The sequence below is a fragment of the Burkholderia pulmonis genome (assembly GCF_984667975.1).
Genome location: NZ_OZ480187.1, coordinates 1666990 through 1680001, shown reverse-complemented (window position 1 = coordinate 1680001; position 13012 = coordinate 1666990). Strand labels below are relative to the sequence as shown.

Genomic DNA, 13012 nt, shown 5'->3' with positions numbered 1-13012 from the left:
TTTACTCGCTGCTCGTCCACTCGACGTTCGCGCCGACCGAACGCAGGTTCTCGACGAAATGCGGATGCGCGCGGCGGATCGGCAGCGCGTTCATGATTTCCGAGCGGCCTTCGATGCTCGCGGCCACCATCAGCAGCGCGATCGCGACGCGGATGATGTACGGGCTCTCGACGCGTGCCGGCGTCAGCTGCAGCCCGCCGAACGTGATCAGCCGGTGCGGATCGGACAACAGCACGTGGGCGCCGAACTTCGACAGTTCGCCGGACCAGCCGAGCGCGCCGTCATAGACCTTGTTCCAGAACATCGCGCTGCCTTCCGCGCGCACGCCGAGCGCGATGAAGATCGGCAGCAGGTCGACGGGCAGGTACGGCCACGGCGCGGCCTCGACCTTGGTCAGGATGTTCTGCGTGAACGGTCGGCGCACGCGCAGCGGGCCGTCGCGTTCCGCGCGCGACCAGCCGTCGCGGTGCGTGACGTTGACGCCGAACTTCGCGAACGTGCGGTCGATCAGCGGGAAATGCTCGGGCGACGAGTTGCGCACCGAGATGTCGCCACCCGTGATCGCGCCGAGTGCGAGGAACGTCGCGATCTCGTGGAAATCCTCGGCGAAGCGGAACTCGCCGCCGCCGAGCTTGCCGCCGCCCGTCACGCACAGCCGCGACGTGCCGATGCCGTCGATCGCGACGCCGATCATCGCGAGGAACTGGCAGAACTCCTGCACGTGCGGCTCGGACGCCGCGTTCATCAGCGTCGACGTACCGTTCGCGGTCGTCGCGCACAGCGCGAAGTTCTCGGTGGTCGTCACCGACGCATAGTCGAGCCAGTGATCGTTGGCCGTCAGCGGGCCGTCCGTGCGAACAATCAGCGAATCGGGCGTGCGCGCGATGTGCGCGCCGAAACGCTCGAACACCTCGACGTGCGGATCGATCTCGCGCACGCCGAGCGTGCAGCCTTTCACGTCGTTCTCGAGGCGAGCGACGCCGAAACGCGCGAGCAGCGGCGGAATCAGCATGATCGACGAGCGCATCGCCTCGGGCAGCCGGTGGACGGCCGGATCGAACGTCGTGTTGCGGTGGTGCAGTTCGAGCAGACCCGTCGTGAAGTCGACCGATACGTCGCTGCCGAGCGTGCGGAAGATGTCGAGGATCTTGCGCACGTCGGTGATGTCCGGCACGCCGACGAGGCGCAGCGGCTGATCGGTCAACAGGGTGGCGCACAGAATCGGCAGGACGGCGTTCTTGTTCGCGGACGGCTTGATGTCCCCGCGCAGCGGAGTGCCGCCGTGGACGATGAGATTCGACATGATATGGGGGCGTATCGGTGACTGACGTAGGCCCATATGATGCCATTGGTCGGCGGGCGGCGTGGAATGTTCAGAGGGGAAAAGGGGGATTCGGCGAGGGCAATTGACGGTGTTTGACGCTGGACGCGGGTATATCGGTAGCCCAACGGGGAAATCGACACGCCAAAAATGAAAATGGCCAACCAGTCGTTACTGGGATCGGGTCGGTTTCTTATCTCGTAAAATCGAGACTGGACTTCCGAATGCGGCTCTTCATGTCAACACCGACACCTAAATCCCTCTTAACCGACGGCGTTTCGCCCAATACCGACGGCCGTCCGTGGACGCACGACGAACTCCGTTCATCGGTCGGCGAGTATCTCAAAATGCTCGAAAGCGAGCGTTCGGGGCAGAGCTACGTCAAGAAAGCGGTGTACGACAGGCTGGCCGGGCAGTTCAATCGCACGGCGAAAGCATTTGAGTACCGGATGCAAAACATCTCCTACGTGCTCGCGCTGATGGGCCGTCAATGGCTTCCCGGGCTCAAGCCCGCAAAAAACGTCGGCTCGAATGGCGTGCTGATCGAGCAATTCATCAATGAACTCGATCAGCAGTCGACCGCGCCGATCGTGAAATTTGAGCTCGACGTGCGCGACGCGTTGAAAAAGCCCCAGACTGTGCCGCCGCCTGGCAACGCGAGTCCGACGGTGACCAGTGCAACCGTGACTCAAATTCGCCGCGATCCGTCGGTCAAGGCTTGGGTGTTGGCGCAAGCGAACGGGACATGCGAATGCTGTAGCGAGCCCGCGCCGTTCAAGGGCGCCGACGGGCTGCCGTATCTGGAGGTGCACCACGTCCGCAAGCTGGCGGAGCGGGGCCCCGATCTCGTGTCGAACACGGTGGCCGTTTGCCCGAACTGCCACCGCGAACTGCATTACGGCGAGAGCGCCCGGCAACTCGTCGAACGCCTCTACGCACGGCTGCCGCGCCTCGTTCGCGCGTAACCGGCGACACTCGCCGGCCACGCACTCGTTCCGTCACTGCGCTGCCCGCATCCGAGCGGCGACCACCAGCGAAATCAGGCAGCCGACCGCCAGGTAGCCGGCGACGAGGTGCCACGAACCGCCGGCCACGCTGACGAGGCCCACCGCGATGAACGGCGTGAACCCGCCGCCGACGACACTCGCGAACTGGTAGCCGACACCCGCGCCGCTGTAGCGGTATTCGGCGCCGAACAGCTCGGTGAACAGCGGCTGCTGGACGCTCACGACCATGTCGTGCGCGGCGTTCGCCAGCAGGATCGAGAAGATCACGATCCACGCGATCGATCGTGCTTCCAGCGCGACGAAGAACGGCACCGCGGACGCGACGCCGATCAGCGCACCGACCAGGTAGATGCGGCGCAGGCCGTAGCGGTCGGCCAGCCACGCGAAGCACGGGATCGTCACGCAGCTCACCGCGCCGACCAGCAGGCCGATGTTCAGGAACAGGTCGCGCGACATGCCGAGGTTCGTCGTCGAATAGCTGAGCGCGAACGCGGTGACGATGTACATCGTGAACAGTTCGGCGAGCCGCAGCGCGATGATCAGCAGGAACGCCTTCGGATGACGCGTGAGCGCTTCGAGCACCGGCAGGCGCAGCTTGCGGTTGCCGTGCTCGACCTTCTCGACGAATTCCTGCGATTCGTCCATGTTCTTGCGCACCCACAGGCCGATCAGCACCAGCACGATGCTGAACAGGAACGGCAGGCGCCAGCCCCACGACTTGAACGCGGCCTCGCCGAGCGTGTGGCTCAGGATCGAGACGATGCCGGTGGCCAGCACGAGGCCGACGCCGTAGCCGACCTGCACGCCGCTGCTGTAGAACGCCTTCTTCTGCTTCGGCGCGCTCTCCACGGCCATCAGCGCCGCGCCGCCCCATTCGCCGCCGACCGCGAAACCCTGGATCGCGCGCATCAGCACCAGCAGCACCGGTGCCCACCAGCCGATCGTCGAGAACGCCGGCAGCAGGCCGATCGCGACCGTCGACAGCCCCATCAGCATCACGGTCAGCACGAGCATCCGCTTGCGGCCGAGCCGGTCGCCGTAGTGGCCGAACACGACGCCGCCGAGCGGCCGGAACAGGAAGCCGACGCCGAACGTGGCGAACGCCGCGAGCGTGCCCATCGTCGGGCTGACTTTCGGGAAGAACTCGGAATTGAAGACCAGCGCGGCGACGATCCCGTACAACAGGAAGTCGTACCAGTCGACGACGGCGCCGACGAAGCTGCCGATCGCGGCCTTGCGGGCCTGGCTGCGCGCGCGGGCGCCGGCGGCGGCGTCGAGGGTGTCGAAGGTTGGGGTCATCGCGGTGTCTCCTGGCACGGCGCATCGTGGAATCGTGGCGGCGCCGCGTCCGATGCTGCATTGAAGTCGAAGGGTGAACGGAGAATAGGGCGCGCGCCGCACGGCGGCAATTGGCCAATCGGACAAAGTGCGCGATTATCGTTCAAGTTCGTGCGATTATCGAACGCTTTCCGGGTTTGCACTAGGCGGCGTCGCGATATCCCGTTCGGCCAGGGTGTGCCGCCATGAACGATCTGGTTAAAATCTGCAGCATCGACAACTCGCCCGTTCGGGGCGGGTGTGCGGTCGCCACGCCGGCCGCGCACGCCGCACGCGACGGGCCTCATCCCCATCGACCGCATGCCCCCGGAGACTGGAATGCCCGGCAATACCCACCCCCTGTCCAGCGATACGCCGCCCGTCGCCGATCCGGCCGCCAATCCGCTCGGCATGGCCGGCCTCGAATTCGTCGAATTCGCGGCGCCCGTGCCGGAGGCGCTCGCACAGCGCTTCGAGCAGTTCGGGTTCAAGGCGATCGCACGGCACGTCAGCAAGAATGTCACGCTGTACCGGCAGGGGCAGATGCACTTCCTGATCAATGCCGAGCCCGATTCGTTCGCCGCGCGCTACGCGGAGGAATACGGGATGGGGGTCTGCGCGATCGGGTTGCGCGTGGCGAGCGCCCGGCGCGCGTTCGAGCGGGCGATCGAGCTCGGCGCGTGGGCGTTCGAGGGCGAAAAGCTCGGCGTGGGCGAGCTGAAGATCCCGGCGATCCAGGGCATCGGCGATTCCCACCTGTACTTCATCGACCGCTGGCGCGGGCGGAACGGGCAGCGCGGCGGCGTCGGCGACATCTCGATCTTCGACGTCGATTTCCGGCCGATCGACATCGCGACCGCGCATACCGATCTCGACTGCCCGGGCGTCGGGCTGCAGCAGGTCGACCATTTCACGCAGACCGTCGGTGCAGGGCGCATGCAGGAGTGGCTGGATTTCTACCACGACCTGCTGCATTTTCGCGAGATCCACGAAATCGACGCGCACTGGCACGTGTCGGAGGAATCGCGCGTGATGGTGTCGCCGTGCGGTGCGGTGCGGATTCCGGTCTACGAGGAAGGTACGCGGCGCACCGAGCTGATGCACGCTTACCTGCCCGATCACCCGGGCGAGGGCGTGCAGCACGTCGCACTCGCCACCGACGACATCCTGTCGTGCGTCGATGCGCTGCGCGCGAACGGCGTCGAATTCATCGAGCCGCCGGCACGCTATTACGACGACGTCGATGCGCGGCTGCCGGGGCACGGCGTCGATCTCGACGCGCTGCGCCGTTGCGCGGTATTGGTCGACGGCGAGATCGGCAGCGACGGCGTGCCGAAGCTGTTCTTCCAGACCTTCGTCAAGCGCCGGCCCGGCGAGATCTTCTTCGAAATCGTGCAACGCAAAGGGCACCACGGGTTCGGGGAAGGCAACCTCGCGGCACTCGCCCGCGCGCGCGACGCCGGCTGAACGGTCAGGGCCGCCGCGTCACGCGCCGCATCGGGTCGTCAGGCGCCCGCGGCCGGCACGCGGTTCGGTGAGGGGTCGTTCGGCTCGCGCAGCACGCATGCGGTGCCACCGGGCGTGTACATCGACACGACGCAGCGGTTGCACGACGTGCAGCCCGACTGCGTGTGCCGGCCGTCACGCAGCCCGTTGACGAAACCCGGCTCGAACACGAGCGCCCGTGCCAGCGCAACCGCGTCGAATCCTTCGCGCATCGCCTGCTCGACGTTCCCGCGCGAACGCACGCCGCCCAGGTACGCGAGCGGCATCCTGACCGCCGCGCGCACCTGTTTCGAATGTTCGAGGAAATACATCTCGCGAAACGCGCCCATCTTCGGCTCGGTGAGCTTCTGCAGCATCATCGCGGCGCGCACGATCGCATTGTCGGCGTTCGCACGCGCGTCGCCGGGCAGCGGGCTGCCGAACAACTGCCACACCGATTCGACGTTCATCCCGCCGCTCAGCACCAGCAGGTGCGCGCCTTCGGCTTCGAGCCGCCGCGCGATCTCGCATGCGTCGTCGGCCGTGCCGCCGCCGCGCACGCCCTCGGTCACGCCGATCTTGCAGACGACGGCGAGATCCCGTCCCACCGCATCGAGCACGCGGCGCAGCACCTCGACCGGGAATGCAGCCCGGCGCGCCGCGTCGCCGCCGTACGCATCGCGGCGGCGGTTGTACAGCGGCGACAGGAACTGGCTCAGCAGATAGCCGTGCCCCATGTGGATCTCGACCGCGTCGAAGCCGGCATCGCGCGCATGCCGGGCCGCCTGCGCGAATTCGTCGGCGACCGTCGTCATCTGGTCGCGCGTCATCGCCTGCTTCAGGAAGCGGCCGCTCATCACGCCGACCTTGTTGAAGCCGCCGGACGCACTCAACGGCCGTTTCGTCGACAGCGACGGCAGGAACGTGAAGCAGCCGCCGTGCGTGATCTGCGCGGACGCCGCCGCGCCGTGACGGTGGACGGCGTCGGTCAGTGCGCGGAACTGGCGGACCGTCGGCGCGTCGAGCCGCGCCTGGTCGACGAACGTGCGGCCGTCGTCGCTGACCGCGCAGTACGCGACGGTGGTCAGCGCGGCACCGCCTTCGGCAATGCGTTCGTGAAAGCGGACCAGCGCGCGCGACGGCACGCCGTTCGGCGTCATGCCCTCGTTGGTGGCGGACTTGATCAGGCGGTTGCGCAGCGTCAGCGGGCCGATCTGCAGCGGGCTGAATGCGGTCGTGAGGTCGGCGGATTCCATGAGGCGTGGGCGTCGGGAAGGGGCACGGCGACCATTGTGCGGCGGTGGTGCGGGCGCGCATCGTCCGGCTGGATGAGCCGTGCCGTTGGGCGGCGGCAAATCGCATCCCGTTGGACGTGAGCGGTGACATGCCCCGGTGAAATACAAACAGGGAGCCATATTTCGCGTGCGCAACTTTGCCGTGCCGAAGCCCGGGGCGCCCGCACCTCACGCCGCCCGAAGCGGATTCGCATGCGCACCTCGTGCGCTTTCCGGATCGTCGTCCCCGAGCGGGATGAACGCCATGATCTCCAGGTCGTGTCCCGACAGCGCCGGCAACCGGAACGGGCTCGACAGCACGTTCAGCCGCCGCACGCCGACGTCGCGCAGGATCTGCGACCCGATTCCCGCCACGCGCCCGTCGCGGCGCGCCGTGCCGGCCGGCACCCGCATCGCGTCGCCGCGCATGTCGCAGTCGAGCAGCACCGCCACCCCGCAACCGGCCGCGTCGATGCGTTGCAGCGCGGCGTGCAGCGGCCACGAATGCGCGGACGGCTCGGCGTCGAGCAGGTCGAGCAGCGAATGGCATTCGTGCACGCGCGTCAGCACGGGCGTCGCCGCATCGGGTTCGCCGCGCACGAGCGCCAGATGCGGCGCGCCGTGCACGGTGTCGCGATACTCGATCGCGCGAAACGGCCCCCACGGCGTATGCAGCGGCCGTTCGCCGACGCGCTCGACGAGCGACTCGTGCTCGCGGCGATAGTGGATCAGGTCGGCGATCGTGCCGATCTTCAGCCCGTGATGCGCGGCGAACGCCTTCAGCTCCGGCAGCCGCGCCATCGTGCCGTCGTCGTTCATTACTTCGCAGATCACCGACGCCGGCGTGAGCCCGGCGAGCGCCGCGAGATCGCAGCCGGCCTCGGTGTGCCCGGCGCGGACGAGCACGCCGCCCGGGCGCGCGGCGATCGGGAACACGTGGCCGGGTTGAACGAGATCGTCGTGGCGCGCTTCCGCACGCACCGCCGTGCGGATCGTATGCGCACGATCGGCTGCCGAAATGCCGGTCGTCACGCCTTCGGCCGCCTCGATGCTGACGGTGAATGCCGTGCCGAACGGCGTGCCGTTGTGGTCGGCCATCGGCGGCAGGCGCAGTTGCTCGCAGCGCTCGGCGGTCAGCGTCAGGCAGATCAGCCCGCGCCCGAAGCGCGCCATGAAATTGATCGCGTCGGGCGTCACGTGATCGGCGGCGATCACGAGATCGCCTTCGTTTTCGCGATCCTCTTCATCGACGAGCAGGACCATGCGGCCCGCGCGAAGCTCGTCGACGATCTCGAGCGTGCCGGCGAGCGTCATTGCGCCTCCTTCGCGTCGAACGCGCGGCGCAACGCAGCGGCGCCGAACGTCAGCACGCGATCGGCCGCGTCGACGGCGCCGAGCATGCTCGCGAAACCGTGCAATTGGCCCGGCCAGCGCACGAGCGTCACCGGCGTGCCGGCCTGCGCGAGCCGCAGCGCGTACGCTTCGGCTTCGTCGCGCAGCGGGTCGAATTCGGCGCTGACGATCGTCGCCGGCGCGACGCCCGCGAGGTCCGGCGCGGCGAGCGGGCTCGCGAGCGGCGACGCACGATCGGCACCGTCGTCGAAGTAGTGGTGCTTGAACCAGCGCATCATGTCGGCCGTCAGGAAATAGCCTTCGCCAAGCGATTCGTACGACGGATGCTCGGTCGCGCAATCGACGACCGGATACAGCAGCAACTGGTGTGCGATCGCGATGCCCGAGCCACGCAGTTGCAGCGCGGCGACCGCCGCGAGATTGCCGCCCGCGCTGTCGCCGGCCACGGCCACCGCGCCGGTACGCGCACCGAGATCGCGCGCACTGGCGGCGGCCCAGCGCACGGCGTCGCATGCGTCGTGTGCGGCGGCCGGGAAGCGCGCTTCGGGTGCGAGCCGGTAGTCGACCGACAGCACGAGCGTGCGCGCCCGCCGGGCAAGGCTGCGGCACAGGTTCGCGTGCGAGTCGATGCCGCACGACACGAAGCCGCCGCCGTGGAAAAACACGGTCAGCGGCAACGGCCCGTCGGCGTCGGGCCGATACAGCCGTGCGGACAACGGGCGGCCCGATGCGGGGATCTGCCAGTCCTCCTCGGCGGCGACGGCATCGCCGGATGCGAAGGCGCCACCCGCGGCGAGACTCGCGCGGTAGGCGGGAACGGTGAGCTGTGCGAAGTCGATCGCGGGGGCCTGGGCGAATGCGGCAAGCAGCGCCTGCGCCTGAGGGTCGAGCGGCATGGGAACTCCTGTCTGAATCGGATGCGGTCTGAATCAGGTAAACCCGTGTCGCGGTTTTCCCTGAGTCCGCGCCGGACGCTTGCCGGCACGGCCTGACGGGCATTCCAGCGCAGCGGGCAGGGCGCCACATCATCCGATTGGACGATGGTTCGCACGCGCGGATGGCCAATTCTCACCATTCAGTGAATCTCCCGATGACGCCGGAATTTAGACGCGTCTTAATCATGGCGGCGCGACCGGGTCGCGCCGAAAACATGTCGTATGGAGGATGGAGCGTGCTGATGGAGACGAGATGGGCTCCGCAAGAGAGCCAGGCAACCAGTGACGAGGCCGAGATCGGCGTCGCGGATTTCAGCGAGCTGATGGCACGCATTTACCAGGGGCCGCTGGAGACGCCGCCGTGGGCCGGTGCGCTCGAGCTCGTCCGTCGCTGGCTGCAGGCGAGCTACGTGACGCTGATCCTGCGCGCGGCCGCGAGCGATCGCCGCGCGCCGCTGTCCGTGCACGCATCGGAATTCGGCCCGGTCGTCCCGGGCGACGGCGAGGCGTCGTACAACAACTACTACTATTCGCTCGACCCGTTCGTCGGCCTGCCGGCCGATCGCGTGGTCACGGTCGACGACGTGTTCGGCGATACGGGCTGGCTGTCGAGCGAACTGTACAAGCAGTTCCTGAAGCCGCAGGACGTGCGCTATATCCTCGGCGCGGACCTGCGCACGCCGTCGGGCGTCGAATGCCGGTTCCGCGTGTGCCGCAACCATGCGTCGAAGCAGTTCTCGGCACGCGACAAGGCGATCTGCGCGCTGCTGCTGCCGCACCTGAAGCGCGCGGTCGAACTGCATTCGCGGCTCGACTCGGCCGAGGTCGAGCGCTCGATCTACGCGAATGCGATCGATCGCATGCAGGTCGGCACGATCGCGCTCGACGAGAACGGCACGATCATCGACATGAACAGCGTGGCCGACGAGATCCTCAAGCAGAACAACGGTCTGACGATTGCGCGCGGCACGATCGAGGCGACCGACGCGCAGGAGAACCGCACGCTGAAGCGGCTGATCCGCCACGCGGTGATGGGCCACCACGGCACGGCCGCGGCAACCGTCGAGGCGATGCCGATCACGCGCAGCTTCGACAAGCCGCGCCTCGGGCTGCTGGTGCGCACGGTGCTGCTGTCCGACTGGTCGGAAGACAACAAGCGGCGGCCGGCCGTCACGCTGTTCCTGCGCGACCCCGACCGCAAGCCGCAGGGTGCGCAGGAAATCATCCGCAAGCTGTTCGACCTGACGCCGGCCGAGACGTCGCTCGCGCTGTTGCTGACCAACGGGCTGACGCTCGAGGAAGCGGCGGAGGAGTCGGGGATCAGCAAGAACACGGCGCGCACGCATCTGCGTGCGATCTTCTCGAAGACGGGCGTCACGCGCCAGGCGACGCTCGTGCGGATCCTGCTCGGGAGTGTCGTGCCGCTGGGGTAAGCGGCAGGCCCGATGCCGGCTCGTCGGCCACGGATGCATTCGTCAGGCAATACATCGGCATCGGCCGATACGTCACGCGCCGCACGGCGATGACGACATCATGCAAAAGAGGCTCGCGCCGTGCGAGCCTCTTTTTCGTTCAGCGCGACCGACGACGCGTATCGGGTCGCCGATGGGCGAGGCGACCGCCCGCGTTCACGACCCGCGCGTCGAGCGACCGGCCCATGCGGCCAGCGCCGGCCATTGCGCGCAGCCGCGCCGGACGAAACCGACACCCGTGCGGATCACGAGCGCGCCGATCGCGAGCGCGGCCAGATCGTCGAGACGGCCGAAGCCGACCAGTGCCGCACTCATCGCGAGCGCCGCGAGCAACGACGACAGCGCATCGGTACGCACGTGCCAGCCGCTCGCCTCGAGCAGCGCGGAACCGGTCTCGCGCGCCTTGCGCAGCATCCAGTGCGACAGCACGGCCTTGCCGGCGAGCGTGACGGCGACGAGCGCGAGCGCCGTCGCGCCCGGCTGCACGACGGGCGGCGTATCGAACCGGTTCGCCGCATGCCAGATCATCTGCGCGCCGGTCGCGACCAGCAATGCGCCGAGCCCCGCGAGCGCGAGCGGTTCGTAGGTCGGGCGCCGCTCCGGCGGCAGGCGGGCATCGAGCCGGCAGGCGACGAGGATCAGCGCATCGGCCGCGAGATCGATCGCCGCGTGTGCGACGTCCGCGAGCAGCCCCGACGAATGCGCGGACCAGGCCGCGGCCGTTTCGACGGCAAGCAGCAGCAGGTTGATCGCGAGGCTGACGGCGAGGGCGCGGGTGGTGGCCGCGTATACGTGGGGAGTGGCGCGCGACGTGCGCTGCATGGCGGATTCGTCTGTCGATAGCGTGGGTCAACCCCGAACGCTACCGGTCGACGGTGGCAGATCCATGACAGTCAATGGATGCGGCATGACCTGTCGGCGCGGCCCCTGGACCTGCGCGTTACTTCACCCGCTGCGCCGCAAGCGTCGCGGCGCGCGTCACCGCGCGGACATAACCCGACTCCGGCGCATCGCCCGGGATCACGTCGAATCCCACGTCGGGCGGGATTCCCCGTGCCTCGTACGACACGCCGGCCGCATCGCGCGTCACATGATTGGCGATGCCCATCATCCAGCCGTTCGGCAACCCTTTGCCGAAGCCGCCGGACAGCGCCCCCTGCGTGGTCTGTCCGGCCTGGATCGCGTGCGGCAGCGTGCGCATCATCAGCACCAGGTATTCGCCGGCGCTGACGGTGACGTCGCTCGTCAGCACGACGACGGGCTTCGCATAGCGCACGGCGCCGCCTGGTTCGACGTGAAACGGTTGCGGCGCGATGCCGGCCGCCTGCGGCAGCGCGCGCGTATAGGCGAGCCGCCTGCGATCGGCGAAACGGGCGGCGATGTCGTGCGCGATCTGCGCCGCGCCACCCTGGTTGAAGGCGAGGTCGAGCACGAGCGCGCGGGTTCCCCGGAGCCGCTCGAGCACGACATCGAGCTTGCCGGCGAGCCGGGCCCGATCCTGCTCGATGCTGGCGATCGGTCCGCCCGCGAAGCCGCCCATCCGGTCGATCGCGAGATAGCCGATATTGCCGTCGAGTACGCCCCACACCAGACTGCCGTCGAATTCGATGCCGCGCACGTCGGCGCGCAGCAAGTCGAGCCGCGCCTGCGTCTGCCGCGCGTGCCACACCCCGAGCCAGGCCGGAAACGGCGTGCCGGGCGCTTCCCGCGCCCATGCGTGCCGCAAGCGACGGAACGTCTGCTGCGGCGCGTTTTCGGCGCGCCAGCCGAGCGTGAACGAATCGCTTTCGTCGCCGATGCTGGTATGCGCATCGACCGGCGCGCCGAGCAGCGTGTCGAGCACGGGCGCGAGCGCCGCATCGTTGCCGGCCGCGGCCGCCTGGGGGCGCAACTGCGCGATGCGCGCGGGCCAGTCGATGCCGTAGTCGGCCGCGAACGAATGGAAATCGAGCAGCAACGCGGCCACGGCGTCATAGGTCGCAAGCGGCGACGGCGCAGCGTCGCCGGACGTGCGGCAAGCGTCGGGCAGCGCAGCCAGCCGGCGCGCATGCAACTGCATGCCGTCGGGCGAATCGGTGAAGATCATGTCGCCGCGCCAGTGCGCATACATCCCGATCAGGTTGGCCGCGGCCGTCGTGCTCGCGTTGTAGGCGGGATCGCGCCAGCACAGGTTGCCGGTGCGCGTCGTGTTGTAGATGACGGCGCCGCGCGGCCCGATTTCGGCGATGGCGCCGGTGCCGGCGAGTGCCCAGATGCCGTGTGTCTGCGGCACGAACGCGTCGTCCTGCAACGCGGCGTGCAGCATTTCGCGCGGCGCCGGCGGCAGGCCGCCCTGCACGACGGGATCGTTGCCGTCACCGCCGCAGCCGGGCAGCCAGCCGGAGATGCCGAGGCTCCATATCAGGGTCGCGAAGAGGCGCATCGTCACGCTCCGGCGCCCGGACAGCGATAGACGCTGCCGGTCAGCGTGACGCCGGTCTGCCGCAGATAGCCGCCGTCGTTGCCGTCGAAGCTGCCGCTTTGCACGCCGCGCTGCGTGAGCAGCACCACAACGTTGCCGCCGAGCGCGGCCGCGCGGTTTTTCAGGTCGTTGCGCGCATCGGTCTCGAGCGTCGCGTCCGGGATGAAGCCGCCGATCAGGAAGTTGCCGCGGCTGCCCGTCACGTCGCCGAGGTGGCGGCAACTGTCGCCAGGGTCGTGCATGACGATGCGCACGTCGCGGGCGGCAGCGGAAGGCTCGAGCGGCGCGCACGCCGCCAGCGCGACGGAAAGGGGCAGCAACCAGGCAGGTCTCATGTTTTCGCCGTAACGAATGCGCTCGATCGCGCGACAGCGCCACTTTAGGGAC

At 68.4% G+C, this 13012-nt stretch carries 11 protein-coding genes; 3 read left to right on the top strand and 8 right to left on the bottom strand.

The genetic code is table 11. The features are described from left to right. Position 1 precedes the first annotated feature (1 nt). Positions 2 to 1303 carry a UDP-N-acetylglucosamine 1-carboxyvinyltransferase gene (locus tag AC5LXK_RS24265; protein WP_493394008.1) on the bottom strand — a complete coding sequence of 434 codons (1302 nt, stop codon included), beginning with the start codon at positions 1301 to 1303 and terminating at the stop codon, positions 2 to 4. Positions 1304 to 1545: 242 nt separating this feature from the next. Between AC5LXK_RS24265 and AC5LXK_RS24260 the strand changes: the two genes are divergently transcribed. Then, positions 1546 to 2286 (top strand): HNH endonuclease, encoded by a 741-nt coding sequence (locus AC5LXK_RS24260; RefSeq protein ID WP_493394007.1) that lies wholly within the window; start codon positions 1546 to 1548, stop codon positions 2284 to 2286. A gap of 33 nt (positions 2287 to 2319) precedes the next feature. On the opposite strand, the gene shiA is transcribed toward AC5LXK_RS24260, so the two are convergent. Further along, entirely contained in the window at positions 2320 to 3627 is a 1308-nt protein-coding gene (shiA, locus tag AC5LXK_RS24255) for a shikimate transporter (RefSeq protein WP_493394006.1), read from the bottom strand. A gap of 357 nt (positions 3628 to 3984) precedes the next feature. Between shiA and AC5LXK_RS24250 the strand changes: the two genes are divergently transcribed. Continuing rightward, a complete protein-coding gene (locus tag AC5LXK_RS24250) occupies positions 3985 to 5112 on the top strand; it encodes a 4-hydroxyphenylpyruvate dioxygenase family protein (protein ID WP_493394005.1) in 1128 nt (375 codons plus the stop codon). A 38-nt stretch (positions 5113 to 5150) separates the two neighbouring features. On the opposite strand, the gene AC5LXK_RS24245 is transcribed toward AC5LXK_RS24250, so the two are convergent. The 3 genes from AC5LXK_RS24245 to AC5LXK_RS24235 form a co-directional block, all read right to left on the bottom strand. After that, positions 5151 to 6386 carry an NADH:flavin oxidoreductase gene (locus tag AC5LXK_RS24245; RefSeq protein WP_493394004.1) on the bottom strand — a complete coding sequence of 412 codons (1236 nt, stop codon included), beginning with the start codon at positions 6384 to 6386 and terminating at the stop codon, positions 5151 to 5153. Between the two features lie 207 nt (positions 6387 to 6593). Beyond that, positions 6594 to 7718: a bifunctional 3,4-dihydroxy-2-butanone-4-phosphate synthase/GTP cyclohydrolase II gene (gene ribBA / locus AC5LXK_RS24240; protein WP_493394003.1), complete on the bottom strand. Its 1125-nt coding sequence runs from the start codon at positions 7716 to 7718 to the stop codon at positions 6594 to 6596. Next, the gene (locus AC5LXK_RS24235; protein ID WP_493394002.1) at positions 7715 to 8653 is read right to left on the bottom strand and encodes an alpha/beta hydrolase; all 939 of its coding nucleotides are present in this window, start codon (positions 8651 to 8653) and stop codon (positions 7715 to 7717) included. The genes ribBA and AC5LXK_RS24235 overlap by 4 nt, the downstream gene beginning before the upstream one ends. 281 nt (positions 8654 to 8934) lie before the next feature. On the opposite strand from AC5LXK_RS24235, the gene AC5LXK_RS24230 reads away from it, so the two are divergent. After that, positions 8935 to 10125 (top strand): helix-turn-helix transcriptional regulator, encoded by a 1191-nt coding sequence (locus AC5LXK_RS24230; RefSeq protein ID WP_493394001.1) that lies wholly within the window; start codon positions 8935 to 8937, stop codon positions 10123 to 10125. A gap of 195 nt (positions 10126 to 10320) precedes the next feature. On the opposite strand, the gene AC5LXK_RS24225 is transcribed toward AC5LXK_RS24230, so the two are convergent. The 3 genes from AC5LXK_RS24225 to AC5LXK_RS24215 all read right to left on the bottom strand — a co-directional run bounded on the left by AC5LXK_RS24225 (position 10321) and on the right by AC5LXK_RS24215 (position 12960). After that, positions 10321 to 10986: a cation diffusion facilitator family transporter gene (locus AC5LXK_RS24225; protein ID WP_493394000.1), complete on the bottom strand. Its 666-nt coding sequence runs from the start codon at positions 10984 to 10986 to the stop codon at positions 10321 to 10323. Positions 10987 to 11104: 118 nt separating this feature from the next. After that, positions 11105 to 12586, bottom strand: a complete 1482-nt coding sequence (locus tag AC5LXK_RS24220) for a S41 family peptidase (RefSeq protein WP_493393999.1) — start codon at positions 12584 to 12586, stop codon at positions 11105 to 11107. A 2-nt stretch (positions 12587 to 12588) separates the two neighbouring features. Next, complete coding sequence (locus tag AC5LXK_RS24215; protein ID WP_493393998.1) at positions 12589 to 12960, bottom strand: DUF4156 domain-containing protein; 372 nt, start codon at positions 12958 to 12960, stop codon at positions 12589 to 12591. Positions 12961 to 13012 lie beyond the last annotated feature (52 nt).

Bases quoted from the DNA above. Each gene is read 5' to 3' on its own strand.
- AC5LXK_RS24215 (WP_493393998.1), bottom strand. From the start codon at position 12,960: ATGAGACCTGCCTGGTTGCTGCCCCTTTCCGTCGCGCTGGCGGCGTGC.
- shiA (WP_493394006.1), bottom strand. From the start codon at position 3,627: ATGACCCCAACCTTCGACACCCTCGACGCCGCCGCCGGCGCCCGCGCG.
- AC5LXK_RS24245 (WP_493394004.1), bottom strand. From the start codon at position 6,386: ATGGAATCCGCCGACCTCACGACCGCATTCAGCCCGCTGCAGATCGGC.
- AC5LXK_RS24265 (WP_493394008.1), bottom strand. From the start codon at position 1,303: ATGTCGAATCTCATCGTCCACGGCGGCACTCCGCTGCGCGGGGACATC.
- AC5LXK_RS24220 (WP_493393999.1), bottom strand. From the start codon at position 12,586: ATGCGCCTCTTCGCGACCCTGATATGGAGCCTCGGCATCTCCGGCTGG.
- ribBA (WP_493394003.1), bottom strand. From the start codon at position 7,718: ATGACGCTCGCCGGCACGCTCGAGATCGTCGACGAGCTTCGCGCGGGC.
- AC5LXK_RS24230 (WP_493394001.1), top strand. From the start codon at position 8,935: ATGGAGACGAGATGGGCTCCGCAAGAGAGCCAGGCAACCAGTGACGAG.
- AC5LXK_RS24235 (WP_493394002.1), bottom strand. From the start codon at position 8,653: ATGCCGCTCGACCCTCAGGCGCAGGCGCTGCTTGCCGCATTCGCCCAG.
- AC5LXK_RS24260 (WP_493394007.1), top strand. From the start codon at position 1,546: ATGCGGCTCTTCATGTCAACACCGACACCTAAATCCCTCTTAACCGAC.
- AC5LXK_RS24250 (WP_493394005.1), top strand. From the start codon at position 3,985: ATGCCCGGCAATACCCACCCCCTGTCCAGCGATACGCCGCCCGTCGCC.
- AC5LXK_RS24225 (WP_493394000.1), bottom strand. From the start codon at position 10,986: ATGCAGCGCACGTCGCGCGCCACTCCCCACGTATACGCGGCCACCACC.